The organism is Wolbachia endosymbiont (group B) of Aricia artaxerxes (assembly GCF_964026975.1).
GTDB lineage: Bacteria > Pseudomonadota > Alphaproteobacteria > Rickettsiales > Anaplasmataceae > Wolbachia.
This window is the reverse complement of sequence record NZ_OZ034718.1, coordinates 1,319,933-1,345,996: the sequence shown is the minus strand read 5'-3', so window position 1 is coordinate 1,345,996 and position 26,064 is coordinate 1,319,933. Positions and strand designations below refer to the sequence as shown.

36 protein-coding genes and 2 pseudogenes are annotated in these 26,064 nt (G+C 33.8%); 33 read left to right on the top strand and 5 right to left on the bottom strand.

Annotated elements, in window-relative coordinates:
• The first annotated feature begins 1 nt into the window (after window position 1).
• The 31 genes from rplC (at window position 2) to AAGE00_RS06030 (ending at window position 17,873) form a co-directional block, all read left to right on the top strand.
• On the top strand, window positions 2–724 hold the full coding sequence (rplC, locus tag AAGE00_RS06180; RefSeq protein ID WP_029237662.1) for a 50S ribosomal protein L3: 723 nt from the start codon (window positions 2–4) through the stop codon (window positions 722–724).
• A 2-nt stretch (window positions 725–726) separates the two neighbouring features.
• Window positions 727–1,341, top strand: a complete 615-nt coding sequence (gene rplD, locus AAGE00_RS06175; RefSeq protein WP_007302533.1) for a 50S ribosomal protein L4 — start codon at window positions 727–729, stop codon at window positions 1,339–1,341.
• Window positions 1,338–1,625 (top strand): 50S ribosomal protein L23, encoded by a 288-nt coding sequence (locus AAGE00_RS06170; protein ID WP_007302534.1) that lies wholly within the window; start codon window positions 1,338–1,340, stop codon window positions 1,623–1,625. The genes rplD and AAGE00_RS06170 overlap by 4 nt, the downstream gene beginning before the upstream one ends.
• A gap of 1 nt (window position 1,626) precedes the next feature.
• On the top strand, window positions 1,627–2,451 hold the full coding sequence (gene rplB / locus AAGE00_RS06165; RefSeq protein ID WP_052265061.1) for a 50S ribosomal protein L2: 825 nt from the start codon (window positions 1,627–1,629) through the stop codon (window positions 2,449–2,451).
• Between the two features lie 3 nt (window positions 2,452–2,454).
• The gene (rpsS, locus tag AAGE00_RS06160; protein WP_010404687.1) at window positions 2,455–2,739 is read left to right on the top strand and encodes a 30S ribosomal protein S19; all 285 of its coding nucleotides are present in this window, start codon (window positions 2,455–2,457) and stop codon (window positions 2,737–2,739) included.
• Window positions 2,740–2,748: 9 nt separating this feature from the next.
• Window positions 2,749–3,099 carry a 50S ribosomal protein L22 gene (rplV, locus tag AAGE00_RS06155; RefSeq protein ID WP_007302537.1) on the top strand — a complete coding sequence of 117 codons (351 nt, stop codon included), beginning with the start codon at window positions 2,749–2,751 and terminating at the stop codon, window positions 3,097–3,099.
• 39 nt (window positions 3,100–3,138) lie between these two features.
• A complete protein-coding gene (rpsC, locus tag AAGE00_RS06150) occupies window positions 3,139–3,759 on the top strand; it encodes a 30S ribosomal protein S3 (protein WP_019236921.1) in 621 nt (206 codons plus the stop codon).
• Between the two features lie 11 nt (window positions 3,760–3,770).
• Window positions 3,771–4,184: a 50S ribosomal protein L16 gene (gene rplP, locus AAGE00_RS06145; protein ID WP_019236922.1), complete on the top strand. Its 414-nt coding sequence runs from the start codon at window positions 3,771–3,773 to the stop codon at window positions 4,182–4,184.
• Between the two features lie 11 nt (window positions 4,185–4,195).
• Complete coding sequence (gene rpmC / locus AAGE00_RS06140) at window positions 4,196–4,399, top strand: 50S ribosomal protein L29 (RefSeq protein ID WP_038198186.1); 204 nt, start codon at window positions 4,196–4,198, stop codon at window positions 4,397–4,399.
• Window positions 4,392–4,622: a 30S ribosomal protein S17 gene (gene rpsQ / locus AAGE00_RS06135; protein WP_010404696.1), complete on the top strand. Its 231-nt coding sequence runs from the start codon at window positions 4,392–4,394 to the stop codon at window positions 4,620–4,622. The genes rpmC and rpsQ overlap by 8 nt, the downstream gene beginning before the upstream one ends.
• 18 nt (window positions 4,623–4,640) lie before the next feature.
• Window positions 4,641–5,000 (top strand): 50S ribosomal protein L14, encoded by a 360-nt coding sequence (gene rplN, locus AAGE00_RS06130; protein ID WP_007302542.1) that lies wholly within the window; start codon window positions 4,641–4,643, stop codon window positions 4,998–5,000.
• Window positions 5,000–5,317 carry a 50S ribosomal protein L24 gene (rplX, locus tag AAGE00_RS06125; RefSeq protein ID WP_007302543.1) on the top strand — a complete coding sequence of 106 codons (318 nt, stop codon included), beginning with the start codon at window positions 5,000–5,002 and terminating at the stop codon, window positions 5,315–5,317. Before rplN ends, rplX begins: the two co-directional genes overlap by 1 nt.
• A 6-nt stretch (window positions 5,318–5,323) precedes the next feature.
• Window positions 5,324–5,860 (top strand): 50S ribosomal protein L5, encoded by a 537-nt coding sequence (rplE, locus tag AAGE00_RS06120; protein WP_007302544.1) that lies wholly within the window; start codon window positions 5,324–5,326, stop codon window positions 5,858–5,860.
• A 12-nt stretch (window positions 5,861–5,872) separates the two neighbouring features.
• Window positions 5,873–6,181 carry a 30S ribosomal protein S14 gene (gene rpsN / locus AAGE00_RS06115; protein ID WP_007302545.1) on the top strand — a complete coding sequence of 103 codons (309 nt, stop codon included), beginning with the start codon at window positions 5,873–5,875 and terminating at the stop codon, window positions 6,179–6,181.
• A 22-nt stretch (window positions 6,182–6,203) separates the two neighbouring features.
• Window positions 6,204–6,599, top strand: a complete 396-nt coding sequence (gene rpsH, locus AAGE00_RS06110; RefSeq protein ID WP_007302546.1) for a 30S ribosomal protein S8 — start codon at window positions 6,204–6,206, stop codon at window positions 6,597–6,599.
• Window positions 6,600–6,615: 16 nt separating this feature from the next.
• Entirely contained in the window at window positions 6,616–7,161 is a 546-nt protein-coding gene (gene rplF / locus AAGE00_RS06105; protein WP_007302547.1) for a 50S ribosomal protein L6, read from the top strand.
• 5 nt (window positions 7,162–7,166) lie between these two features.
• The gene (gene rplR / locus AAGE00_RS06100; RefSeq protein WP_213863922.1) at window positions 7,167–7,538 is read left to right on the top strand and encodes a 50S ribosomal protein L18; all 372 of its coding nucleotides are present in this window, start codon (window positions 7,167–7,169) and stop codon (window positions 7,536–7,538) included.
• Window positions 7,539–7,550: 12 nt separating this feature from the next.
• Entirely contained in the window at window positions 7,551–8,063 is a 513-nt protein-coding gene (gene rpsE / locus AAGE00_RS06095; RefSeq protein WP_007302549.1) for a 30S ribosomal protein S5, read from the top strand.
• A gap of 3 nt (window positions 8,064–8,066) precedes the next feature.
• Window positions 8,067–8,537, top strand: a complete 471-nt coding sequence (gene rplO / locus AAGE00_RS06090; RefSeq protein WP_019236927.1) for a 50S ribosomal protein L15 — start codon at window positions 8,067–8,069, stop codon at window positions 8,535–8,537.
• Window positions 8,538–8,540: 3 nt separating this feature from the next.
• Complete coding sequence (secY, locus tag AAGE00_RS06085) at window positions 8,541–9,869, top strand: preprotein translocase subunit SecY (RefSeq protein WP_213863923.1); 1,329 nt, start codon at window positions 8,541–8,543, stop codon at window positions 9,867–9,869.
• Window positions 9,866–10,507 carry an adenylate kinase family protein gene (locus tag AAGE00_RS06080; protein ID WP_052265056.1) on the top strand — a complete coding sequence of 214 codons (642 nt, stop codon included), beginning with the start codon at window positions 9,866–9,868 and terminating at the stop codon, window positions 10,505–10,507. Before secY ends, AAGE00_RS06080 begins: the two co-directional genes overlap by 4 nt.
• 59 nt (window positions 10,508–10,566) lie before the next feature.
• Complete coding sequence (gene rpsM, locus AAGE00_RS06075) at window positions 10,567–10,935, top strand: 30S ribosomal protein S13 (protein WP_213863924.1); 369 nt, start codon at window positions 10,567–10,569, stop codon at window positions 10,933–10,935.
• A gap of 24 nt (window positions 10,936–10,959) precedes the next feature.
• Window positions 10,960–11,346 carry a 30S ribosomal protein S11 gene (rpsK, locus tag AAGE00_RS06070; RefSeq protein ID WP_006012273.1) on the top strand — a complete coding sequence of 129 codons (387 nt, stop codon included), beginning with the start codon at window positions 10,960–10,962 and terminating at the stop codon, window positions 11,344–11,346.
• 20 nt (window positions 11,347–11,366) lie between these two features.
• The gene (locus tag AAGE00_RS06065; protein WP_007302554.1) at window positions 11,367–12,434 is read left to right on the top strand and encodes a DNA-directed RNA polymerase subunit alpha; all 1,068 of its coding nucleotides are present in this window, start codon (window positions 11,367–11,369) and stop codon (window positions 12,432–12,434) included.
• A gap of 7 nt (window positions 12,435–12,441) precedes the next feature.
• Window positions 12,442–12,870: a 50S ribosomal protein L17 gene (gene rplQ, locus AAGE00_RS06060; RefSeq protein WP_010404731.1), complete on the top strand. Its 429-nt coding sequence runs from the start codon at window positions 12,442–12,444 to the stop codon at window positions 12,868–12,870.
• Window positions 12,871–12,881: 11 nt separating this feature from the next.
• Entirely contained in the window at window positions 12,882–13,235 is a 354-nt protein-coding gene (locus AAGE00_RS06055) for a YraN family protein (protein WP_010404733.1), read from the top strand.
• Between the two features lie 38 nt (window positions 13,236–13,273).
• Complete coding sequence (atpH, locus tag AAGE00_RS06050) at window positions 13,274–13,822, top strand: ATP synthase F1 subunit delta (RefSeq protein WP_341815211.1); 549 nt, start codon at window positions 13,274–13,276, stop codon at window positions 13,820–13,822.
• Window positions 13,819–15,360 carry a F0F1 ATP synthase subunit alpha gene (gene atpA, locus AAGE00_RS06045; protein WP_213863925.1) on the top strand — a complete coding sequence of 514 codons (1,542 nt, stop codon included), beginning with the start codon at window positions 13,819–13,821 and terminating at the stop codon, window positions 15,358–15,360. Before atpH ends, atpA begins: the two co-directional genes overlap by 4 nt.
• Before the next feature lie 9 nt (window positions 15,361–15,369).
• Entirely contained in the window at window positions 15,370–15,864 is a 495-nt protein-coding gene (greA, locus tag AAGE00_RS06040) for a transcription elongation factor GreA (protein WP_007302559.1), read from the top strand.
• 3 nt (window positions 15,865–15,867) lie between these two features.
• The gene (gene ribB / locus AAGE00_RS06035) at window positions 15,868–16,512 is read left to right on the top strand and encodes a 3,4-dihydroxy-2-butanone-4-phosphate synthase (protein WP_007302560.1); all 645 of its coding nucleotides are present in this window, start codon (window positions 15,868–15,870) and stop codon (window positions 16,510–16,512) included.
• Between the two features lie 71 nt (window positions 16,513–16,583).
• Window positions 16,584–17,873 (top strand): M48 family metalloprotease, encoded by a 1,290-nt coding sequence (locus AAGE00_RS06030; protein WP_341815210.1) that lies wholly within the window; start codon window positions 16,584–16,586, stop codon window positions 17,871–17,873.
• A 1-nt stretch (window position 17,874) separates the two neighbouring features.
• On the opposite strand, the gene AAGE00_RS06025 is transcribed toward AAGE00_RS06030, so the two are convergent.
• From AAGE00_RS06025 to AAGE00_RS06015, 3 genes and pseudogenes are all read right to left on the bottom strand, one after another.
• Entirely contained in the window at window positions 17,875–18,210 is a 336-nt protein-coding gene (locus tag AAGE00_RS06025; RefSeq protein WP_007302562.1) for a TrbC/VirB2 family protein, read from the bottom strand.
• A 95-nt stretch (window positions 18,211–18,305) separates the two neighbouring features.
• Complete coding sequence (fabG, locus tag AAGE00_RS06020) at window positions 18,306–19,040, bottom strand: 3-oxoacyl-[acyl-carrier-protein] reductase (protein WP_213863926.1); 735 nt, start codon at window positions 19,038–19,040, stop codon at window positions 18,306–18,308.
• Between the two features lie 698 nt (window positions 19,041–19,738).
• Window positions 19,739–20,116, bottom strand: a pseudogene (locus AAGE00_RS06015) (transposase); the annotation flags it as partial.
• Window positions 20,117–20,236: 120 nt separating this feature from the next.
• Between AAGE00_RS06015 and AAGE00_RS06010 the strand changes: the two are divergent.
• Entirely contained in the window at window positions 20,237–21,196 is a 960-nt protein-coding gene (locus tag AAGE00_RS06010; protein WP_341815149.1) for an IS5 family transposase, read from the top strand.
• 45 nt (window positions 21,197–21,241) lie between these two features.
• On the opposite strand, the pseudogene AAGE00_RS06005 reads toward AAGE00_RS06010, so the two are convergent.
• Window positions 21,242–21,811, bottom strand: a pseudogene (locus tag AAGE00_RS06005) (IS110 family transposase); the annotation flags it as partial.
• Window positions 21,812–22,055: 244 nt separating this feature from the next.
• On the bottom strand, window positions 22,056–23,012 hold the full coding sequence (locus AAGE00_RS06000) for an IS5 family transposase (protein WP_341815148.1): 957 nt from the start codon (window positions 23,010–23,012) through the stop codon (window positions 22,056–22,058).
• A gap of 334 nt (window positions 23,013–23,346) precedes the next feature.
• On the opposite strand from AAGE00_RS06000, the gene ppdK reads away from it, so the two are divergent.
• Window positions 23,347–26,001, top strand: coding sequence for a pyruvate, phosphate dikinase (ppdK, locus tag AAGE00_RS05995; RefSeq protein ID WP_213863927.1), 2,655 nt, complete (start codon window positions 23,347–23,349; stop codon window positions 25,999–26,001).
• Window positions 26,002–26,064 lie beyond the last annotated feature (63 nt).

Below are 26,064 nucleotides of genomic sequence, written 5' to 3'. Positions count from 1 at the left end.
AATGAAGAGAATAAATTCGCTTAGGAGAATTGGTTTGTTAATGACCAATGTTGGCCATACTGCTATGTATTTTGATAATAGTCGCATGGCTGTAACCTTATTGCATCTCAGCGAAACTTATATTATCGATATAAAAGGACAAGATAAATGTGGCTACAATTCAGTCATTTTAGGCACAGGGGATTTAAAAAAAATAGCAAAACCTCAGTTGGAATATTTAAAGAAAAAGGGTATAAATAGTAAATGTAAATTATACGAAAGTAGATTAACTGATCTATTCGGAATAGAATGTGGTAAAAAGGTGGGGGTTAATCATTTTGTAGTTGGTCAATATCTTGACATTACGGGTTATTCTTTAGGCAAAGGGTTTGCTGGTGTGATGAAGCGGCATAACTTCAGTGGGCTTAGGGCATCTCATGGCGTTTCTATTGCTCATAGATCACAAGGTTCTACTGGTCAATGTCAAGATCCTGGTAGAGTATTCAAGGGGAAGAAAATGGCTGGTCATTTAGGTAATAGCAGAGTGACTGTACAGAATATGAAAATATTATCCATTGATTATGAAAATAGCATAATTGCTGTGAAGGGTAATAATGTTCCTGGGTTTAAAAACTCTTATGTTTTTGTGAGAGATGCAGTTAAAAAGCCTTTACATAAAGATGTTCCTTTTCCAGCAGGTCTGCTGTTGAATATGAGTGATGATGCTAATAATTTGGTGAGTTAGTTATGGAATGTGAATTAGTTGATCTATCTAATAATAATGTAGGTAGTGTTGAGCTTAATCCCTTGATATTTTCTGCCAAGCAAAAATTGAGTATTTTGCATGATATAGTGAGATGGCAATTAGCAAAGAGAAGAGTTGGTGCTCATAAAACAAAGGGTATCAGTGATGTTTCTGGTACAACAGCTAAGCCGTATGGTCAAAAACGTACCGGTAGGGCGAGACAGGGGAGCTTGCGATCTCCTCAGTTTAGAGGTGGTGGAATTATTTTTGGTCCTGTTGTGAGGAGTCATGCTTATTCTCTTAATAAAAAAGTACGTAAATTTGGTTTGAAAATTGCTTTATCTCTAAAATATTTAAATAATCAAGTTGTTGTTCTTGATAGTTTAAATGTTGATGTGAAGAAAACATCTAAAATGTGTGAATATATTAAAAATTTTAAATTTTCTTCTTTTTTAATAGTTGGTGATTATGGAGATGATTTGTTACGTGCTGCTAAAAATTTGCATTATGTAGATTTAATCAAACCTATTGGGTTAAATGTTTTTGATATATTGAATCATGAATGCGTGATGTTAACAAAAGACACTTTAAAGCATCTTGAAGGTAGATTGTTATGATTAAATATAATAATATAATAAAATCTCCTGTAATCACAGAAAAGGCTTCTCTTTTAAGAGAGAAGTTTAATAAATACTCTTTGTATGTTTTTGTAAATGTAAATAAGCGTCAAATAAAATCGGCAATAGAGTCTTTATTTAATGTCAGAATTTCTTCTATAAATGTTATTAGAGTTAAACCTAAATATAGACGTTTCAGGGGTGTGGTTGGTTGTAAAAAACAGAGAAAAAAGGTTTATTTTTCTTTGATGGATGGTCAAAAATTAGATATAATGAGCGTTTAATATGGGTATGAAATTTTTTAATCCTGTTACTCCGTCTTCTCGTGGGACTATATTAATAAGTAAAATTGGTTTATCAAAAGATAAGCCGGAGAAGTCTCTTGTATTTGGCAAGAAATCCAGTGGTGGAAGAAATAATCATGGTAGAATTACAACTCGTCACAGGGGTGGTGGTCACAAGAAGAAGTATAGAGTTATAGATTTTAAACGTAATAGAAGTGATCAGGGTATAGTTGAGAAAATAGAGTATGATCCAAATAGAAGTGGGTTTTTAGCATTAATATCATATAAGGAAGATGATACTAAATCTTATATATTAGCTCCTCAAGGTATGAAGCCTGGTGATGTTGTGACAGCTGGAGATGATGCTGATATTTTGCCAGGGAATTGTTTACTACTCAAGCATATACCTGTTGGTTCTTTCGTTCATAATGTTGAGCTGAAGCCAGGTAATGGTGCTGCGATTGCTAGAGCTGCTGGTTGTTATGCACAAATCGTTGGTCGTGATGGCCAATATGTTTTATTACGACTCAGGTCTGGTCAAATTAGGTTGATTTTATCTTCTTGCAAGGCTACTATTGGTGTAGTATCTAACCCTGACCATAAGAATAGAAAGTTGGGTAAAGCTGGGAGAAGTAGGTGGCTTGGGATTAGACCTGCTGTACGTGGAGTTGCAATGAATCCGGTTGACCATCCTCATGGAGGTGGAGAGGGAAAAACTTCTGGCGGTCGTCATCCTGTTACTCCTTGGGGTGTTGCAACAAAAGGAAAAAAAACTAGGAAAAAAAATAAATCTAGTGATAAGTATATAAAAAAATTGAAAGGTTAATTTATGAGTAGATCTGTATGGAAACCACCTTTTTTACACCCATCTGTACTAAGATTAGTTCAGAGAGCTTTAAAAGAGGGTTCTATTAATAAGGTGATAAAAATTCATTCCAGGGCTTCTGTAATTCTTCCTAATTGTTTGGGTTTAAAATTTGCTGTTTATAATGGTAAAGATTACATTCCTGTTAGTGTTGATAATCAGAATATGATAGGTCATAAATTCGGTGAATTTTCACCTACTCGTAAATTTACTGGGCATGGTGGTGATAAAAAGGCAACAAGAAGGTAGGCAATTGATATGAAAAATAGGGATATAATAGTTGAGGCTGGTTCTAAGGTTTTAAGATCAACTCCTCGCAAATTAAATTTGGTTGCTGATTTAGTGCGTAATAAAAAAGTTTCTTTTGCTAATGTACAATTAAGATTTTGTGAAAAAAAGGCTGCCGGTTTTATAATGAAGGTGTTGAATTCTGCAATTGCTAATGCTCAAAATAATTATGGATTGAACGTTGATAATTTATATATAAAGGAAATTTTAATAGGTAAGTCACTTACTTTGCGTAGAGTATATCCAAAAGCTATGGGTAGGGCTAATAGAATGAGCAAATTTTATAGTAATATAACTATAAAATTGAAAGAAATTGTATGATTTATAGAAATGGAAAATTAATAAGGAAAGTGTAAAAATATGGGACAGAAGGTTAATCCTAAAGTATTTAGATTGCAAATAAATAGTAATACCTGGGATTCTGTTTGGTGTGCTACGGACGATTATAAACAGAAATTGCATCAAGATCTATTTATTCGCAGTTATATAAATGAATCCTTTAAGCATGCTGGTATTTCTAAAGTAACTGTAGAGCGTACAGTTACTTTAGTGTCTGTAATAATACATTCTTCTAAGCCTGGAGTTATAATAGGTAAGAAAGGTTTGGATGTTGAGAAGATAAAGCAAAAAATAGCTAAAAAAGTAGAAAGTAGTGTCGAAGTGAATGTAGTAGGAGTTAAAAAGTCTGAAATAGATGCAGTTTTAATATCAAGGAATATTACACATCAGCTAGAAAAAAGGATTTCATGTAGAAGAGCGATGAAAAAAGCTATTCAAAATTGTTTGAAGATGGGTGCTGAGGGTATTAAAGTAAGTTGCTCTGGGCGTCTTGGCGGAGCTGAAATAGCTCGTACTGAATGGTACAAAGAAGGTCGTTTGCCTTTACACACTTTGCGTGCTAATATAGATTATGCTTTTTGTGAAGCGAAGACTATATGTGGTATTATAGGAGTTAAAGTTTGGGTTTATGTTGGTAGTTAAGGTATATTGAGATGTTTGTTCCCAAAAAGAGTAAATATAAAAAGGTATTTAAGGGGAGAATAAAGGGTAATGCTAAGGGTGGTAGCACGCTGTCTTTTGGAGATTATGGATTAAAAGCTATGGAAGTAGGTAAGGTTCAGTCCAAGCATATTGAAACTGCAAGGCGCGTAATATCTAGAACGTTAAAACGCTCTGGTAAAGTATGGATAAGAATTTTTCCTGATACTCCGGTTAGTAAAAAGCCAGCAGATGTACGTATGGGTAAAGGGAAAGGTAGTGTTGAATTTTGGGTATTTAAAGCTAAGCCCGGTAGGATTTTGTTTGAAATTAGTAGTGATGTTCCCATGCATTTAGCAAGATTGGCGCTTGAAAAAGCGACTGCTAAGCTTCCTATGAAGTGTAAATTTATATCTAATCATAATTGAATGGAGTTGCAATGGATATAGTTAAATTTGAATCAGAATCTTCACAAGGATTACATGAACTTCTTGTGAGTTTGAGGAAAGAATTTGTTAATTTGGCTTTTCAAAAAAAGCTGGGCCAGTGCAACAATTTTTCGCGTTTTAGCTTAATAAGAAAGAGCATAGCTCGTAGTCTAACTGTATTAAATAGAAGAAAGAGAGAGGGAAAAAATGCCTAAGAAGGTTTTTTGTGGTGTCGTAACTAATGCTGAGTCTGATAAGACTGTAAAGGTTTCGGTGTTACAAGTGTATAAGGATAGGCTGTATAAAAAAGTTATTAAAAAATACAAGAAGTATACAGCACATGATGAGAATAATAGTTGCAAAAAGGGAGATAGGGTTTTAATACAGGAACATAAGCCTATTTCTGTTACTAAAAAATGGGTTGTTATCAATAGCTAAAAAGGAATAGGTATTTATATGATTCAAAAAAATACATTGTTAGAAGTAGCTGATAATTCTGGTGCGCGTGCAGTGCTTTGTATTGGCTTGTTAGGTGGTAGGAAATCTGCATCTGTAGGTGATACGATTATTATATCTACTAAGTCTATTAATCCAAAAGGTAAAGTTGAAAAAGGAAAAGTATATAAAGCAGTTGTTGTTAGAGTAAAAAATAGTGTTAAGAAATCTGATGGTTCTGTAATTCGTTTTTCTAGCAATGCTGTGGTTTTAATTAATGATCAAGGTGAACCACTTGGCACTCGGGTGTTTGGTCCAGTAAAAAAGTTGTTATCTGGTTCTTTTATGAAAATAATGTCATTAGCTGATGAGGTTTTATAATGAGTGCTAAAATAAAAAGTGGTGATGATATTATAGTTTTAACTGGTAAAGATAAGAAAAAAATTGGTAAGGTAATCAAAGTTATAATACGTAATGCTAAAAAGAAAGTAGTTGTTTCTGGCGTAAATGTGTGTAAGAGACATACTAAACCAAGAGCTGGTAGTGGTGGTGGTATATTCAATAAAGAGTTAGCTATTGATGTATCCAATGTTGCAATATTGGATCCTAAGTATAAAACTCCAACTAAAGTAGGATTTAAGATTATAGATGGTAGAAAAGTGCGTTTTGCAAAAGTTTCTGGAGAAGTGATAGATTAGGTTGATATGTTTAAACAATTGTATAAAGATAATATAGTAAAATCCTTAAAGGATAAGTTTAATTACAGCAATGTAATGCAAGTGCCTAAACTTGTCAAGGTGTGTATCAATATGGGCGTTGGAGATGCTGCTACGGACAATAAAGCGATAAATGAGCCATTTGATAATCTACATTCGATTGCTGGGCAAAAGCCTGTGTTAACCTTTGCAAAAAAATCTATTTCTGGTTTCAAAATTAGAAAAGGTGCAACTGTAGGTTGTAAAGTGACTTTGCGTAGAAACAAAATGTATGAATTCTTAGAAAGATTAATATATATTGCTTTGCCAAGGGAAAAAGATTTTAGAGGGTTTAGTGTGAAGCAATTTGATGGTCATGGTAATTTTTCCTTTGGTATCAAGGAGCATATATCATTTTTAGAAATAGACTATGATAAAATAAGTAAAATTAGAGGTATGGATATTAATATTATAACAAGTGCAGTTAGTGATAAGGAAGCAAAGGAATTATTACTGGCTCTTAAATTCCCTTTTTTTGATAATTGAGAGAAAATATATATGGCAAAAAAATCCATGATACAGAAGAATCTTCGTAGAATAAAGTTATGCGATCAATATAGGGAGAGAAGGGAAGAATTAAAATCTATAATGAATAATAAGGATTTATCTATTGCAAAAAGGTTTGCAGCTCAAAGTAAGCTGATTAAAAAATTGCCTAGAGATTCTTCTAAAATCAGAATTAGGAATAGATGCGCTTTAACTGGTAGGCCGAGAGGAGTATATAGAAAATTTGGTTTATGTAGGATTGTTTTACGTGATTTGTGTTCTTTTGGACAAGTTCCAGGGGTTACAAAATCTAGTTGGTAAATGTGATATAAGGAGTGTAATAGTGTCGTTATCTGATGGTATTGGTGATTTTTTAACAAGAATACGTAATGCTCAATTGGCAATGCATAGGGAAACAAGAGTCCTATTCTCTAAAGTGAATTCTTCTATATTGAAGATCTTAAAAGAGGAAGGGTATATTCTTAATTATGAAAAGCAAGAGAGTGATAGTATCCCTTCCCTTGTTGTGCAGTTGAAGTATTATGATAAATCACCTGTGATTAATGATATAGCTAGGGTATCAAAGCCCGGTTGTCGTTATTATTCTAAGTGTAAGGACATTTCTAAAGCGTATAATGGTCTTGGAATTTTTATTATATCTACACCGAAAGGAGTGATGACCGATTATAATGCACGTAGATTAAAAGTTGGTGGAGAAGTTTTGTGTCGTGTATTTTAAATGATAGGAGAAATGTATGTCTCGTATAGGTGCCGCACCTATCAATATTCCTGCTGATCTTTCAGTTGAATATAATAATGGTAGGGTATTAATAAGAAGTGTTAGGGCAGAAAAAGAGCTGAACTTGTGTAGTGGCATTCTGTGTCAGATAGTTGATAACCAATTGTTACTTTCTGTTGATCAAGGCAGGGATGATTATGATAAAATAAAATCTATATGGGGCACTTATAGAAGTAATATTAATAACATGATTAACGGTATGGTTAATGATTTTTCTGTTGATCTTGAGATCAATGGTGTGGGGTATAAAGCAGAATGTGATGATAAGTATTTGACTTTATATCTTGGTTATAGTCATAATATTAAGTATAAAGTGCCTAAAGACGTTGAGATTAAGTGTATAAAGCCAACTCATTTAGTGATTCGCGGTATGGATAAGCAAAAAGTCTATATGGTGGCTTCTGATATATGCAAAATTAGAAAATATGATCCTTATAAAGGTAAGGGTATTGTAATAAAAGGCAAATTTATGCTGCGTAAGGTTGTAAATAAAAAGAAGTAATTAAAATGAAAAGATTGTATAATTTTTTAAGTAGCTATGAAAAAAGGAAACTTCGTAATAGAGCGAAGCTCGATAAGAGCGCTGGGCGTTTACGTATATCCATATTTAAGTCTAATAAACATTTCTATGTTCAGTTGATTAACGATGCAAAAGGAACAACCCTAGCTTCTGCTTCTACTTTGGATGATAAAATTAGGAATGTATGTAAAGGTAGGGTTAATGCTGAAACTATAAAACAGGTTTCTTCTTTATTGATTGAGCGTCTCCCTAGTACAAAATTGCAGCAGCGGTTCGTCTTTGATCGGGGGGCATATAAGTATACAGGATTGATTTCTCAATTTGCTGAAGCTTTAAGAAGCTCTGGATTTGAATTTTAGAAGGTTTGAAGTATGGCTGTAAAGAATTTACAAAATAATAATGATTTATCAGAACTTTTGGTTTCAGTCCGAAGGGTAACAACGGTTACTAAAGGTGGTAGAAGATTTTCATTTTCAACTTTGGTTGTTGTTGGTGATGGTAAGGGTAGGGTAGGATGTGGAATAGGTAAACACGCAGAGGTTGCTGAAGCAAGAGTGAAAGCTTTAAATGCTGCAAAGAAGTCGATGATTAGGGTGTACTTACGTGAAGGTAGAACTTTACATCATGATATTAAAGCTAAATTCTGTTCTGGTGAGATAGTTTTAAGAGCTGCAAGAGCTGGAACAGGTATTATTGCTGGTGGAGCAATGAGGTCGGTTTTTGAGGTATTAGGTATAAAGGATGTGGTAGCTAAGTCTACTAGATCAAATGATCCTCATAATATTATATGTGCAGTATTTAAGGCTTTTGATGTTATGTTATCTCCTCGCCAAGTGGCAGGTAAGAGGGGTAAAAAGATTAGTGAGATAGTTGGAAATAGGTAAACTATGAATGATGCTGTAAAATTAAATTCTATATTTACCAAATTATCTAAGAAAAAGAAGCCTAAATTATTAGGTAGAGGTATTGGTTGTGGTAAAGGTAAAACATCCGGTAGGGGGCATAAAGGGCAGAAAGCGAGAAGTGGCGTTTCTATAAATGGTTTTGAAGGTGGACAGCAGTCTATATATACTCGTTTACCTAAAAGAGGTTTTAAGCCTATACGCAAAAACTTATACTCTATATTTAATGTTGGGGATGTACAGTGCTTAATGGAAGCTAAAAAAATAGTCAAGGATTCTATCATAGATAAGGAGCTACTGCATAAGTTAGGTTTTATCAGATCTGTTAAAAGTAAAATCAAACTTCTTAATAAGGGTAAATTAAGCGAAAAATTTGTGTTTCATGTTGATTTTGCATCAGAAGCTGCAAAAAGATCTGTAGCTTCAGTTGGTGGTAGTGTAGAAATACTATCGTAAATCATGAACAGTAAATTTGCATTTAATAGTTTGGATTCTACGCTGTTATATAAAAGTGATTTACTAAAGCGTATATTTTTTACTCTAATGGCTTTAGTTTGTTATCGTTTAGGCACTTATGTTCCTATTCCTGGAATTAATCTTGATATAATCAATGATATATTTCCAAAAGAGAGTTCTGGTGTTTTTGGAGTATTTAATTTATTTTCTGGTGGCGCTTTAGCTAGAATGACGATCTTGGCGTTAAACGTTATGCCATACATAGTTGCATCCATAGTTATGCAATTATTATCTTCTGCCGTTAAAGGAATCAATGAAATTAAAAATGACGGAGAGTTGGGACGTCGAAAGATGAACTCTTATATACGCTATATGACTATAGTGTTTTGTATCTTTCAATCAATTACGATCTTAATAGGGTTAGAAAGAATGAATATAGAAGGGGTATTAGTTGTAGTTGAACCTGGTATTATGTTTCGTACTATAGGTGTCTTTAGCCTTTTAGGTGGAACTATATTTTTAATATGGCTTGGTGAGCGGATCAGTGTGAGCGGTATAGGCAATGGTATCTCATTAATCATTTTTACTGGCATAACATCTGAATTACATAATGCTTTATCATCTCTGCTAACATTAAATAAAAATGGTAGTATGTCGTTTTTCATTACCCTTTTTGTTATAGCATTGTTTTTTTTACTGCTCCTTTTAGTCATTTTTACAGAATCTTCTTATAGAAAGGTAATTGTTCAATATCCCAAAAAACAGTTTAAAAAATTACATAATGATGATTTTACTTACATTCCATTGAAGATCAATTTATCTGGTGTAATACCAACTATTTTTGCTAACGCAATTTTATTAACGCCTATTTCAATTGCAAATTTCTATAAGGGTCATGCCATTGCTGATTTTATTTTAAACTACTTTATGGAAAATAAAGTGATGTACATTATAACTTACTTAATACTCATAGTACTTTTTAATTTTTTCTATACCAATTTTATATTTAATCCAGAGGAAAATGCTGATTTTCTTAGGAAAAATGGTGGTTTTATTCCTGGTAGAGGGCCTGGAAAACATACTTCTGATTATCTTCAAGATATAGTTTTTAAATTAACATTTATTGGGTCTGCGTATTTGGTGGTAATATGTACTATACCTGAAATTATGAGGTATCATTATGATATACCATTTATTTTTGGTGGGACGAGCTTGCTGATTATAGTTAACGTTATTACTGATACTATTATGCAAGTACAATCTTATGTTTTTTCAAATAGGTACGATAGTTGGATAAAGAAATATGAGTCTAAAACAAGGAAGCTAAAGTGATTATTACAATTTTTGGTCCTCCTGGCTCTGGTAAGGGTACTCAGTCCAGTTTGTTAATAGCAAAGTATAATTTTAAATTAGTTTCAGTAGGAGATTTATTAAGGAATATTATATCTAGTGGGAGTAAATTAGGTAAAGGAATAAAGGATACTGTTGAATCTGGTAATTTAATTCAAGATGAAGTTATATGTAAATTATTGTGTGACCAGCTTGCATTAATAGATGGTGATTTTTTGTTAGATGGTTTTCCAAGAAATTTAAATCAAGCTCATTTTTTAACTCAAGTTTTGCAAAAAAGATGCAATAGGGATGTTGATCTTGTAATTGAGTTGCAGCTTGACGATAATATTGCAATTGATAGATTAAAAGATCGTCTTACTTGTTTGGATTGTAAAAGTATATATAGTATATCTTCTTTTAAGAATACTACTTGTGCTAAATGTAAAAGTACGAGATTGGAGAAGAGAATTGATGATGCTAATATGCTTGCAATTAATAAGAGGATAAGAGAATATCATTCTCAGATAGAGGGTTTGCGCGAGTATTATAAGGACAAGTTGTTAACAATTAACGCTAATTTGAGTGTTGATAGAGTAATGCAAGAGATTGAAAGTAAAATTTCTTGTAATTTGATTTGACTATAAGTTGTTTTATGGTATAAATTAAGAGTTATTTTTAATAAAGTATCGAGGTATCAGTGGCACGTATTGCAGGCATAAATATTCCAGTGAAGAAGTGTGTTCCTTTTGCATTAACTTATATACATGGTATAGGTATTACTACTGCGAATATAATTTGTCGTAGCTGTAAAATTGATGAGCGTAAGCGTGTTTTAGAATTACAAGATGAAGATATAGAGAAAATTAGTAGTTTTATTAGGCAAAAATATGTCATAGAGGGTGAGCTCAGAAAAAAAGTAGCTATGGATATAAAATCTTTAATGGAAATCGGTTGCTATAGAGGATTAAGGCATAGAAAAGGTTTGCCTGTGAGGGGACAAAGAACCCATACTAATGCTAAAACTCGTAAAGGCAGATCTAAATTGCCTATTGCTGGAAAAAAATAAAATTTGTTATTATCGTGAGTTTTTATGAAAAAAGTTAAAACGGTTGGTAAGAATACAAAAAGGTTTATTACTGGTATTGTCCATATTCGTGCAACTTTTAATAATACTTTTGTAAATGTGACTGATGTTTGTGGTAATACGCTTTACCAGACTTCTGTTGGTGCATGTGGTTTTTCTGGTTCGAGAAAATCCACACCTTATGCTGCAGGTAAGGTTGCCGATTCTGCTGCGAAGAAAGTAATAGAGAGATTTGGTATGAAGGTTGTTTCTGTAATAATTCGTGGTCCTGGTTTTGGTGCAGAAGCTGCAGTTAAAGCACTTCGGAATTGTGGATTGACTGTCACTTCAATTGCAGATAAAACGGCGATACCTCATAATGGGTGTAGACTAAGGAAAAAAAGAAGAGTATAGGATATTTGGAAGGTTTTTGTATGTATTATAGTGATAATGTCTCTTTCTGTGGAAATTTAGATAGATTAACTAAGCCTAATGCGATTAAGGTAATATCAGGTGATTCAAGTAAAAAAAGTGATATAGTTCTAGAACCTTTGGAAAGTGGTTTTGCTTTAACGTTGGGTCATGCATTAAGGCGTGTAATGTTGTCTTCTCTTCGCGGTAGTGCTGTTTATGGAATAAAAATTGAAGGCGTGAATCATGAATTTACTTCGATCCAAGGAGTTAGGGAAGACATAACTGATATAGCATTAAATATGGGCATGTTGAGATGTAAGTTAAATAACACGTCTAATAAGTGCTTAAATTTGAGCGCTAAAGGGCCTTGTCAAGTATTAGCTGGAATGATAGAAACTGATGACCAATGCTCTATTGTTAATAAAGATTTGGTGATATGTACACTAGGTCAAGATGTGGAGCTTAACATTACTATATATATTGCTAGTGGAAAAGGTTATCTTTCTGTAAATAAATATAAAGAAAATGAATTTTTAAAGTCTATGAATGAACAAGATTTAATTGGTTTTATTCCAGTTAATGCTTTATATAGTCCTGTTGAGAGGGTTTCGTATAGAGTAGAGAATAGTCGTGTTGGTCAAGTTACTGATAAAGATAAGCTGATATTGTCAATTGAAACTGATGGTACAATCTCTCCAAGTCAAGCTGTTGACTATGCTGCAAGAATATTACAGGAGCAATTTCAGCCTTTTATTAGTTCTGATATGAGTTATAAAAAATCGCAAGTTTCTTTGTCTAGTGGTGCTAAAGATTTGGGCTATGATCCTGTTCTATTGCGTAAAGTAGATGAAATGGAATTATCTGTTAGATCTCATAACTGTCTGAAAAATGAAAATATCACTTATATAGGTGATCTTGTGCAAAAGACGGAAGTTGAAATGTTAAGAACTGCTAATTTTGGCCGAAAGTCTTTGAATGAAATCAAGGCAATTTTAAATAATTCAGGTTTGTCTTTGGGTATGAATATACCAAATTGGCCGCCTAAGGATATAGATGAACTGGCTAAACAACATACTGATGAGGATTAGGTAGTATATGAAACATGGAATAAAGAAAAATAAACTGTCTCGTTGTACCGAGCATAGGTTATCAATGTTAAAGAATCTATCTATCTCGTTAATTAATCATGAGCAGATTGTAACTACTTTACCAAAGGCTAAAGCACTTCGTCCATATGTGGAAAAGTTTATTACAATTGCTAAGAATAACGATTCTTTACATGGTAGAAGGCTTTTGCTTTCACGTCTTCATAATAGTAAGTTAGTAGTTGATAAATTATTAAGCGTTCTAGCTAATCGTTATCAAGACCGTAAAGGTGGATATTCTAGAATAATAAAATTTGGTACTCGAAAGGGTGATTGCGCTCCAATGGCAGTGATAGAGCTAGTTGATAGAGATATTTCAGCAAAAGGTGAGATTTATAGTAAAAATAAAAAAGGAAGCAAAGTAGTTACACAAAGCTAATTATTCTTTTTATGGTAAGTAGGTTACGCTATTTTGTAGGTTACTTTGGAGAATTGTTAGTTTCGATATATTTAAAGCTGAAATTCTATAATGTTATAAAACGTCGCTTCCGTTGTAAGTTGGGTGAAATTGACTTAATTGTATCTAAAAAAAGGGAGCTGATTTTTATAGAAGTTAAAACAAGTTTATTTGGAAAAGAAGTACCGATATCTCATTTTCAGTGTCAGTCTATTATAAATTCTTCTAAATATTTCTTAAGTAAAAATCTTGATTTTTTAGATTATTCAGTCAGATATGATTTATGTTTTCTTTCCTTAAGGAGAAGACCTATTTATATAAAAAATGCTTGGATTGAACAATGGTAGCTAAAATAATTTAGATTTACTAGAACAGGTAATTGAATATGAAAAACAATAATTTAGTTTCATCTTATGCTAGAGCACTGTTTCCTGTCTCAGGAAGCAGATTAGGTATTATAAGAAAAGAAGTAGAATTTTTGTTAGCTTTTTTTAAAGATCAAGATGTTTTTGTGTATCTATCTCATCCTATGGTTTCTCTTTTGCACAAAAAAGAAGCGATACTTTCTATAAAGGAGAACTTGAGTGAAAACTTAGTCAAATTTATTATGGTTACACTTGCAAACAAGCGCTCCCGTTTATTAATCCTTATATTAGAAAAATTCTTAAATCTTGTAAGGGAAAGTGAAAATGAATTGGAAATTACTATAAAATCAGCAGAGATTTTAAAGAAACCTGATATAAAAATAATTACTGAATCTTTGAACTTTCTTGGTAAAATAATAAAAGTCAGTCATGTGGTTGATCCTTCTATACTAGGTGGCTTTGTAGTTAGGTATGGTTTTAACGTGATTGATGCTTCGCTTAAGAGTTATTTGGATAGATTGGTTGATTTGAGTAAAATGGAAATGTTGAAAATAAGGAATTGTATATGAAGAATAGCATAAATGCCTCTGAAGTAGTAAACATAATAAAAGAGAAGGTTGAGACATTTGATAATCCTATAAAACGAGAAAATATAGGTGAAGTAATTTCAGTAACGGATGGTATCACATTGGTCTATGGGCTGGAAAAAGCAAAGTTTGGTGAAAAGGTATCTTTTGCAAGCGGTGTAGAAGGAATAGTTCTTGATTTAGATCATGATACAGCTGGAATAGTTGTGCTTGGCAATGACCGTGATGTAAAAGAAGGGGACGTTGTAAAATGTAGTGGTGATGTTGTACAGGTGCCTGTAGGTCATGAATTATTAGGGAGAGTTGTAAATGCATTAGGCGATCCTATAGACGATGGCGGAGAAATTAGAGCCAAGAACAAAATGTATATAGAATCTAAAGCGCCAGGTATTATTGACCGTAAATCTGTGCATGAACCTCTGCAGACAGGAATTAAAATTATAGATTTGTTGATTCCTATAGGTAGAGGGCAACGTGAATTAATTATTGGCGATAGACAAATTGGTAAAACCACTATTGCGATTGATACTATTATCAATCAGAAGAAGATTAATGATGAGGTAAACGAAAATCAAAAAATTTACTGTGTTTATGTTGCTATTGGACAAAAAATTTCGACAGTAGCAAAAGTGGTGAATAAGCTAAAAGAAAGTGGAGCATTAGAGTATACAACCGTAGTTGTGGCTAGCGCATCTGACTGCGCGCCTATGCAATTTTTAGCACCTTATACCGGTTGCACTATTGGAGAATTTTTCCGTGATAATGGAATGCATTGCTTGGTGGTATATGATGATTTATCTAAGCATGCTGTGGCATATAGGCAGATGTCCTTATTGCTCAGACGTCCTCCTGGTCGTGAAGCTTATCCTGGAGATATATTCTATGTACACTCTCGCTTGCTTGAAAGAGCTGCCAAAATGTCTGATGAAAAAGGACAGGGATCTTTGACTGCTTTGCCGATTATTGAGACTCAGGCTGGTGATGTATCTGCATATGTTCCAACTAATGTGATTTCAATTACCGATGGACAAATTTTTCTTGAGTCTGAATTGTTTCACAAAGGATTTCGCCCTGCAGTGAATATAGGTTTATCGGTTTCTCGGGTTGGCTCTGCTGCACAATTGAAATCTGTGAAAAAAGTTGCTGGTTCTATAAAGCTGAGTTTGGCCCAATATAGAGAAATGGAAGACTTTGCTAAATTTGGTTCTGATCTTGATGCTACTGTTCAATTGTCCTTAAACAAAGGTAAATACCTTATTGAATTATTAAAGCAAAAACAGTATTCACCTATGCAAATAGAAGAGCAAGTATTGCTTATGTATATCTTTTCTAATCTGTATGGTCAATTAAATAAGGTACAGGTGAGCAACATCAATAGGTTCGAGTGTGATCTTATCAATTATTTTCAAACTGTTCACCCTGGAGTTTTAAAAAAGTTGTCGGGTGACATGAATGATGATATAAAAGATGATATTCTTGGTATTGTGAGTGATTTTGTCACTCAATTTAATTGCGTTTAGGCGGTGATTATGACTTCATCCATTGTTAACAAGTTTCCTATTACAAGGGAAGGTTTTGAGAGTATGCAAGTCGAACTTGAGAAATTAAAGGAAGAAAAACCTTCTATCATACAGGCTATTTCTGATGCTCGTGATCAAGGCGATTTATCAGAAAATGCAGAATATCATGCAGCACGGGAGAGATTAAGTTTTATTGAAGGCCGTATAATTGAGGTAGAAAGTAAACTTTCACATGCAGAAGTGATAGAAGTAAAAAATTTGTCTGGTGATACAGTAATGTTTGGTGCAACTGTTACGGTAAGCATGCTCGGTGATGATAACAGTGAAATTGAATATGTTTATAAGATTGTAGGTGGATATGAAGCTGATGCTTCAAAGCAGTTGATCTCTACGGATTCACCACTCGGTAGTGCTTTAATTGGCAAAAAAGTTGGTGAGTATGTGGAAGTGATAGTGCCAAATGGAGAGAAATTGTATAAAATAGTTAAGATTGAGTTTAAGTAAATCATGGTACAAGTAACTTATCCTTCAATTAGTCTACCCGGTATTTCTTCTGTGGAAGATGTATTGAGGGATGCTAGTTCTGGTAAATTATTCATTTTAGTTGACGATGAAAACAGAGAAAATGAAGGTGATCTGATTGTATTAGCTGAGAAATTAGAGCCAGAACATGTGGCTTTTATGGTTAGATACGGTACAGGGATTGTTTGTTTAGCAATGACTAAAGTTCACATGAAAAGGTTAGGCCTTAGTTTCATGGAAAAAAAAAATGTTGGTGAAAATCATACTGCTTTTACTACATCAATTGATGCACGTTATGGTATTACTACGGGTGTTTCAGCTGAGGATAGAACAAAAACTATACATGTTGCTATTGATAAAAATAGAACTCAGGATGACATTATAACTCCCGGTCATATTTTTCCTGTGATTGCACATGAGGGTGGAGTAGAGCAACGTGCTGGTCATACTGAAGCAAGTGTTGAGATAGCTAAGTTAGTGGGATGTAATCATTCTGCAGTTATTTGTGAATTAGTGAATGATGATGGCTCTATGATGCGCTTACCCCAGTTGCTTGAATTTGCTGAACAACATAATATTAAGTTAACTACCATTGATAAACTTATCAGTTACGTTCAAAATTTAAACTAGCGTTTATAGATTCGTATAGTTTAAGTGTTAAAATACAAAATTCCTCAAAGTTATACAAACAAGGAATTTCCATGTCTAAGCTTTTTGTTTTACTATTTTTTTTCGTATACTGTAATAGCGCTTACTCTGTTAGTATTATTAGAGATAGTGAAGTGGAAGCGGTAGTTAAGGATCTAGCGCAACCTTTATTTTCTGCTGCGGATATTGATAATGATAAAATAAAAGTTTTTATAGTTGATGATAGATCGATTAATGCTTTTGTAATTAACAATAATAGCATTTTCATTCATTTAGGGCTTTTACAATATTCGACTGAACCTTATGTCTTACTTGGTATATTAGCACATGAAATTGCTCATATATCTGCTGGTCATGTATTACAAATGAGTAGTGCTGTAGGTTATTTTCAATCAATAGCAATGATTAGTTATATGGTAGGACTAGTTTCTAGTATTGTCATTAACCCTCAGGTTGCGAGTGCAATCTTGCTTAGTGGTGTAACGCTTAGTTCAAGGTTGTTTTTTAACTATTCTCAAGAGCAAGAGAGTGTAGCAGATAGCTATGCTTTAAGATACCTAGATGAATCTGGCTATGATAATTTGGGTATGAAAGAGATTTTTGACTATTTTAAGAGTATTGAGCATGAAAACACTGAAGAGTATTTCCGCACTCACCCACTTAGTGATAAGCGTATATTTGCTGTACAGAATTATAAGGTTAAAAACAATATAAAACCAATCCTTGCAGATAAATTGCTGAAGTTTGAGCGTATGGTTGCAAAGCTAGACTCTTTTTTTGCTCCTATTCATGTGTTATCTAATAAATATGAAGGTAGTTCTAAGTATGTAAATGCTGTAATTCACTATAGGCAAGGAAAGATAGAAGAGGCTATTACTAAAGTTAATTCATTGATTCAAGAGTCACGCAATGATCCTTATTTATATGAATTAAAAGCGGAGATGTTATACAAAGCTGGAAATTTAAGTGAAGCAATAAAAATGTATGAAGAATCACTTAGATATTTATCTGAGAAGAATAACTATTTAGTGAAACTTGCGTTATCTCATACTTTATTATTACACGGTGAAATAGAGAAGGCAATTTTTTACCTAGAGCAGGTTGCAAACGTAGAAACAAATAACGCCTTTGTCTGGAAGTATTTAAGTATTGCATATAAACGTAGCGCTGATATGGCAATGTATTATTTTGCTTTGACGGAAAAGGCTTGTATTGAAGGTAATTTAGAGAAATTTATGAAGTACGCTGAGTTAGCTATTAAAACTTTACCGAAAGACAGTCATTATTTGTTACAGATTGAAGACATGAAGGAACAATACACACAAAAACATCCTGATTTTTAAGTTATTTTTCCCCACACTTGCTCAACATACTATCTTGTTTAATGCTATCGGGTATAATTTTCATTATAATCGCTTTGGCACCAAAAAATACACCACAAAACATACCTAGGGCAAAGAGAGCTGGCCATGGCATTCTACCAAATATTGCAAGCAAAGCTGCACCTATTATGACTACAGTCATAAGTGGCCCACCTATTCCCCAAATATAACCAATAATATTGCATATTACTTGGGCAGTTGTATCATCTATATCAGTAGCAGCATTTGCGTAATCTGAAAAAGAGAGAAACAGCACTATACACAAAGCATTAAAAAATTTTTTTATTATATAGCTCATTCTTTTGCCTCCAAGTAATAAACTAACGCGAAAATAAATTTATATATATACTTATTGTAAAGTAAAACTTATAATTTGTCCATAAATAAGTGTTGCTACATAAATAGCCCACCATTGATGTTAAGCACATGTCCCGTTATATATTTTGCCTCATCGCTTGCTAAAAACAATACTCCTGCTGCTATTTCTTTTCCTGTTCCCACTCTTTTCATTGGGATGTTATCTAATATTTTTTCCTTTTGTCCTTCATTTAAAACTTCAGTCATTTTAGTATCTATAAATCCAGGAGCAATGCAATTTACTGTTACACCGCGACTTGCAACTTCTTTTGCTATAGATTTGCTCATAGCTATTATTCCAGCTTTTGATGCTGCATAATTTACTTGCCCGGCATTTCCTGTCAATCCTACTATTGAAGAAATATTTATGATTCTTCCCCAATTATTTTTAATTAATTTCTTGCATGCTTCTCTATTTAGCTTAAATGTGGAGGTCAAATTAATATCAATCACCTTTTGCCATGCTTCATCTGTCATTCTCAACAATAAGCTGTCTTGTGTAATTCCTGCATTGCATATGAGTCCATCAAAGCCTTTCATCAACTCACTTGCTTTATTTATTAGTTGATTTACCTCTTCAGGATTTGATAAGTTGCAAGGAAGTACGTGAATGTTTTTTTCATATTTTTTAGCAACTTCTTCGAGTATTTCTTTTTTTGTACTAGAAATACATAAAGTTGCTCTGGCCTTATGCATAATTTCTACAATTGCCTGGCCTATTCCGCCTGATGCACCAGTAATCAGAAATTTCTTATTCTCTAATCCAAACATAATAATTTTTATTTGTTCCAGCTCTTAACAGAATATTAAAAGACTTGCAATAGATTTTTTGCATAACTTTCATTTAATAGAAGCTTCTTGATAAATCTTGTGTTTATTGGCGAAATTATGGCGGCTGCATGCCTTTTTTTATTTTTTTCTATTCAGCCTAAACACGCTTCGTTTAAGCGTTAGCACATTATCAATTACAGTAATAAAATCAGCACCATGTGGATTCTTTTGCCTTTTTTTGATTGGTAAATTTCTTAACACTTATAGCTAAAGTAATTTAAGAGAGCCAGCGCGTGACTAGTTCTTATTACTTGATCAGTCTTCTGGATCCCAGTGTCTGGGCACTGGGATGACAGGAGTGTGAGATAAGGCTACATTCATACTCTAACAGGTATGACGGTGTCATTCCAGCACTTGACGCTGGGATGGCTTTGTTGCACAGCTCTTCGGATCAACTATGTTTTTTAAAATTTTTTGAATTTAGTTTCATTACAACTTTTGTTTGTAATTTTGTTTTTTATTCGAGTAAAAAGTGCATTTTTGACAATAAAAACCCTAACTTAATCATAGAAAAATTTTGTATCAAACAACAGTTACTGCTTAGATCTTATGGTTAACGAATATGTGTATAAATACTTTAAATGTGTGTAGACGTATTTATCCACATATTCGTTAACCTATTTTCTATGCAGATTTTTTTAATTCACATTGACTGCTTCTTTAAGCCTCGCATTGGAAATTACTATGATTTTACGCATTAGAGCTGTCATAGCCACCATCTTCTTTTTACCTTTACCAACAAGCCTTGAATAGAAGGCACCAAGCGCAGACTTAGACCTTGAAGCAGACATCGCAGCTGTAAAAAGCTTTTCACGAACGTTGCTTCTGCCACCACTTATTCTGCGATAACCAATAGTTTTACCACTTTCTTTCGGATGAGGTGCAACTCCAGCAAGACTTGCAATTTCTCCCCTACTTACATAACCAAGTTCTGGCATTAGACACAGAAAATCTTGAGATAATTTTGCACCTATTCCTGGAACTGTTTTAAGGATTTTTTGGCGCTTTTGTAACTCTGGATGGCTTTGTTGCATAGCTAGTGTTGGTTGAGGTTATTGTAAGAAGAAAAGCTTTTTAATATATGGCTACTAACGAATTTTGTTGTAAAATAGGCATTTTTCAAACAAGTACAACTTATGCCACAAAAAATGAGAGTAAGTAACCAAAGAGAATATAACGAGTTTCTCAAAAAAAGAGGAAATGTTTTTCATTTTGTTAATCAAGCCATAGAAAATTGGTATGAAAATAGTCCAAAAGTTGCAGGTGGCAATAACACTTATAGTGATAAAGTTGTAATTTTAATACACATAATAGTTCATCTTTTTAGAATTGGCTTGAGACAAGCTGTAGGTTTTGTAAAAGGTTATATGGTACAAATAGGCAAAAAACTTAAGATTATCAGCTATACACAAGCTTCCAGAAGATTTAAAAAGCTTAATTTGAAGATTGATGACCATAGAAGCAATAAAGATGATCTGGAAAATGTTGAAATTGCCGTAGATAGCACTAGAGTTAGTATCTACAATAATAACGGTGGGCATAGTAAGCTTAATATTCGAAAAAGAAAATACAGTGGTTATGGTCAAGTAAGAAAATTACATGTTGTTTTAAACATAAATGATAAGAAAGCAATAAGCATGAACTACACTAGTGGTGTTGCTGTAGACTATTTGCCGGTCTGCGATATGTTAGAAGAAGTCAGTGATAAATATAACATTTGTTCTATTCGAGCAGATGCGGCTTATGATATAAAAAGTGTGTATAAAGAATGCAGAAAATACAATATTGTGCCTATTATTCGCCCTAGGAAGGATACTAAAATTTGTTTAGCTGACTACTTATCAGAAAGAAACAAGTATATTAGTAGAATTAGGTCATATGAGAATTATGAAGATGGTATTAATGAATGGAAGAAAAAAGTTAAGTATGGAGCACGGTCTTATATTGAAGTCTTTTTCTATAGGTTGAAGCAAATATTTGGGTTTGGCTTGAAAAATAAATCAGAGGTAAATCGTGAAAAAGAGCTGTTAATTAAGTGCTACTTATTGAACAAATTTACTGATATAGGTATGGCTGAATTTAAATTAGCTGCGTAAATTCACTGTGATTTACATGCCTATCAGTGCTATGCAACAAAGCCACTCTGGATTCTCATCAATAATTTTTTGTATGGTATTGTTGAGCTCATCTATCTGGCTATTAAAGAATTCAATAGTTTTCTGACAGCTTTCTTTTATATGGTCGTTTTCAGGTGCTGCAAGCCTAGATTTCTCTTGAGCTCTCATTTTTGTAATGTCATCACGACGTTGACAAAGTGCAACTAAGGTTGTTTGTTCTTTTGACATAGGTGCAAATAGAGATAGAGTACTATAGCGTTCAAACCCTTACTGAGCAAGGGCTCTTGCATCTGATTGATCAGACTTTGCTAAAGTTCCATGAGATAGAACAAAGCTTTTTACTTTGCGAGTATTAGCTCGATGTACAGCAATATCTTTATCAACAAGAAAATGTGCTAAGCCAAGCTCATATTTTCCAGTGTTTTCCAGAGTTACTAAAGAATTAGGTAAGATATTTGAAAAATCTTGAAACAATTGTTGCCAGCCAGCAGTATCATTGTCGAATTCGACAGCGTTCTTCTGTTTGTGAACTGCAACAACATTTTTAAATTTTCCAATATCAATGCCAATAAAATTTTGATAAGATGTAATCATAATAACCTCGATTAGTTTTAATTAATTTAAGATTGTAAACGGGTGCATACATATGTCCCATGCAACTATTCAAACGTATCGAGAGATGGGCTAGTGTACCTTGATCCGAACGGTTATAATACCAACAGTTGGTCGGTCGCACACGCCCGTGATAACTCTATTCCTATAGTGAGTAGGGTTATCTCCCTCTTATCTCCTTTATATCATATTTTTAACTTACAATAGTGGGTAATGTATAATAAATTCATGAAGCTATATCAAACTTAGCCATGCCTATTTCAGTAAATTTGTTAAGCAAATAACACTTGAGTAGCAGTTCCTTCTCACGATTAATCTCAGATTTATTCCTAAAACTAAATCCAAATATTTGCTTCAGTCGCGAGAAAAAACTTTCTATATAAGATCTCTTCCAATAATTTATCTCTTTTTTCCACCTCTTCATACCATCTTCATCATATGACTTTATGAGCTTGATTGTAGAATTTCTCTCATTCATATAATCCAACTTTGGATGCTCTACTGCATTATTTTGCGGAGGAATCCTTGTCTTTATTTCAAGCTCATCGCACAGTTTGTATAACTTCTTTCGATTATATGCCCTATCTGCATATATCGTGCTTATGTTATACTTGGTATCCACTCTTTCAATAAGATCACAGGCTCCATAGTGGTCGGAATAAACTCCACTACTGTATTTTGCAGCTATAACTTTTTTACTACCTATCTCTAGCATTACATGTAGCTTTCTTGTTTGCTCATAGCGGCGATACTTTCTATCTGTACCATTTGCCTTACTATGGCCTGGAATATTATTGTAGATGCTGATACCTGTACTATCTATAGCAATTTCAATATCTTCCATATCGTTCTTATCAACTCTGCAGTCGTTGATTTTGATATTAAGCTTTTTAAACCTTCTTGAAGCCTGCGAATAGCTGATAATTTGCAAAATTTTCCCTATTTGCTCAAGATATTTCTCTATAAATCCCACTGTTTGCCTAAGACCAATCCTGAATAGATAGGTTATTATGTGAATTAGAATCACTACTTTGTCGCTGTAGACATTGTTGCCACCTGCTACTTTTGGACTATTTTCGTACCAATTTTCAATGGCATCGTTGATATAATGAAAAACATTTCCCCTTTCTTGAAGAAATTTGTTATATTCATTGCAGTTACTGACTTTCATTCTTATTGGCATATTTTTCCTTTGTCGGCTAAATATCTATTTTATAACAAATTCCATCAGTAACTGCCTGTTCTTTCCTTGAGTGGTGCAACAAAGCCCACTGGGATCCAGAAAAATTTACTATAAATAAGCATATTGAGCACAAAATTATGCTAAAACACAACGTTTTTGTTGAGATTATGGACGAACTGGATTCCAGCGTCATGCGCTGGAATGACATCATAGAGGTCATTGAGATGACAGAAAAGAGTACTGGAATGAAAGGAAAAGAGGCTATTTAATTGTGCTGAATTTTACAAAATTTATTACTCCTGCCTGACAAATTTATTAGAATAGTATGTATAGTATGTTTATTAGTGAAAATCCGAAAAAAATGCAAGAAAAGTTAATATATTACTTTAGCCAAAGCAACTGTGAAGGTAATGCAGCAATGAGAAATCTACTAGGAGGGAAGGGAGCAAATCTGGCAGAGATGTGTAACATTGGCATTCCTGTTCCACCTGGTTTTACAATTTCCACTGCTGTTTGTCAGGCCTATTGTCAAGATAATGAATTGTCTTGTGATCTACGTAACGAGATAAAAAACTACATGGCGATGCTCGAAAGTGACATCGGTTGTAAATTCGGGGATTCAAATAATCCTTTATTAGTTTCCATACGCTCTGGTAGTGTGAATTCAATGCCGGGCATGCTCGATACAGTCCTAAATGTTGGCCTAAATGATGCAACCGTTGTTGGGCTTGCAAAAAAAAGTGGCGAACGTTTTGCCTATGATAGCTACTGTCGTTTCATCATGATGTACTCGAGTGTTGTACTACAGCTTGACCATCACTTATTTCAAGACATTGTTGATAGTGAACAGCAAAAAAGTGGAGCAAAAAGCTTAGCTGATCTTAATGTTGATGTTTTAAAGAAAATTGTTAATGATTTTAAAGAGATAGTATGTGAAAAAACTGGAAAGCATTTCCCGCAGAACGTTGAAGAGCAATTGTTAAACTCGGTTAATGCAGTATTTGCCTCTTGGAAAAACGATAGGGCTGTTTCCTATAGAAGAATACATAATATTCCTGAAAACCTTGGAACAGCGGTCAACGTGCAAGCAATGGTTTTTGGTAATTTAAATGATAATTCTGCAACCGGCGTGATATTTACACGTAATCCTTCAACTGGAGAAAAAAAGCTTTTTGGTGAGTTTTTAGTTAATGCTCAGGGTGAGGATGTGGTTTCTGGTGTTTATACTCCTATGCCAATTGACGGGGAGCAAGAAAGTACCATGGAGAAGTTGCTACCAAGTGTCTACCGAGAATTATGCGCGGTATGTGAAAAACTTGAAAGTCATAATAAGGACATGCAGGATATCGAATTTACTGTACAGGACGGTAAGTTATGGATTTTGCAGACTAGGTCTGGCAAGCGCACAGCCGAAGCTGCTATTCGCATAATAGTTGATATGGTAAACGAAGGAGTGATTACAAAAGAGGAAGGAATATTGAGAATTGATCCAAAAACTTTTGACAATTTATTGCATCCAGTTCTTGATGTTAAAATCGATCAAGAAGTAATAGGCAAAGGACTGCCAGCTTCTCCAGGTGTTGCTTCTGGATATGTAGTATTCAGTGCAAGTGATGCTGAAAAAGCTGCAGAGCAGGGTAAAAAAGTAATTTTGGTAAGATCAGAAACGAGCCCTGAAGATATTAATGGAATGAATGCTGCAAGTGGAATAGTAACAGCGCGAGGAGGTATGACCTCGCATGCCGCTGTTGTAACTCGTGGAATGGGTAAACCATGCATTTGTAGTCTAAATGGACTTTATATTGATAAAGATGAAAAATTTCTTTCTATGGGGGATATAAAAGTAAATAAAGGTGAATCAATCACCATCAATGGAGGAACAGGAGAGGTTATGCTTGGTATTCTTCCTACAATTTTGCCTGAATTATCTCAAGAATTCAAAACGATAATTAACTGGGTAGATGAAATCAAAACAGTGAAGGTGAGAGCGAATGCTGATACTCCAAAAGATGCAAAAATTGCAAAAGAATTCGGTTCAGAAGGTATAGGATTATGTCGCACAGAACATATGTTTTTTGCTAGTGATAGAATCGAATTCATTCAAAAGTTGATAATAGCTGATGATGAAAATGAAAGGACAAATGCATTAAATAAACTCGAAGAAATGCAAAAGTCTGATTTCAAAGAAATATTTTCTATTATGGAGGGCAGGGAGGTTACTATACGTTTACTTGATCCACCTCTACATGAGTTTTTGCCCCACAATCAATCTATTATAGAGAAAATTGCCAAATCACTGAATAAGTCAGTTGAATCAGTAAAAAATAAAATAGCACAGTTATCAGAAAAAAATCCAATGCTTGGCCATCGAGGTTGTAGACTTGCTATTTCTCATCCTGAAATATATGGCATGCAAATTAGGGCAATACTCAGTGCTGCAAGTGAATTAAGGAAAGAAAAGAAGATAGAAGTGAAACCTGAAATCATGATTCCTTTTATCATGAGTGAGAAAGAGTTTATTCTGATATGCGAGTTAATAAAGAAAGAAGCCGAAAATTTCGATGTGAACTATTCAATTGGAACGATGATAGAACTGCCAAGAGCAGCACTTATTGCTGACAAACTCGCAAAACACGCAGAATTTTTTAGTTTTGGCACTAATGATTTAACACAAACAACTATGGGACTTTCACGAGATGATTCAGTTAATTTCCTCGATTCTTATAAGGAAAGCAACATATTCAAAAACGATCCCTTTGAGGTGCTAGATGTCGAAGGGGTAGGGGAATTAATCAGAATAGCTATCGAAAGGGGCAAAAAAACCAGAAAAGAAATTAAACTTGGTATATGTGGAGAGCATGGAGCGAATCCACAGTCCATAGAGTTTTTCATCAAATCAGGGGTTGATTATGTGTCATGCTCGCCTTATAGAGTACTGGTTGCAAAATTAGTGGCAGCACAGCTTAGCATAAGTTTGTTGGGTAAATAGCGATAACTAACTGTGCGAACATAGATTCGGCTAACAAGTAGCGGAATGATGATTTTTCAAATT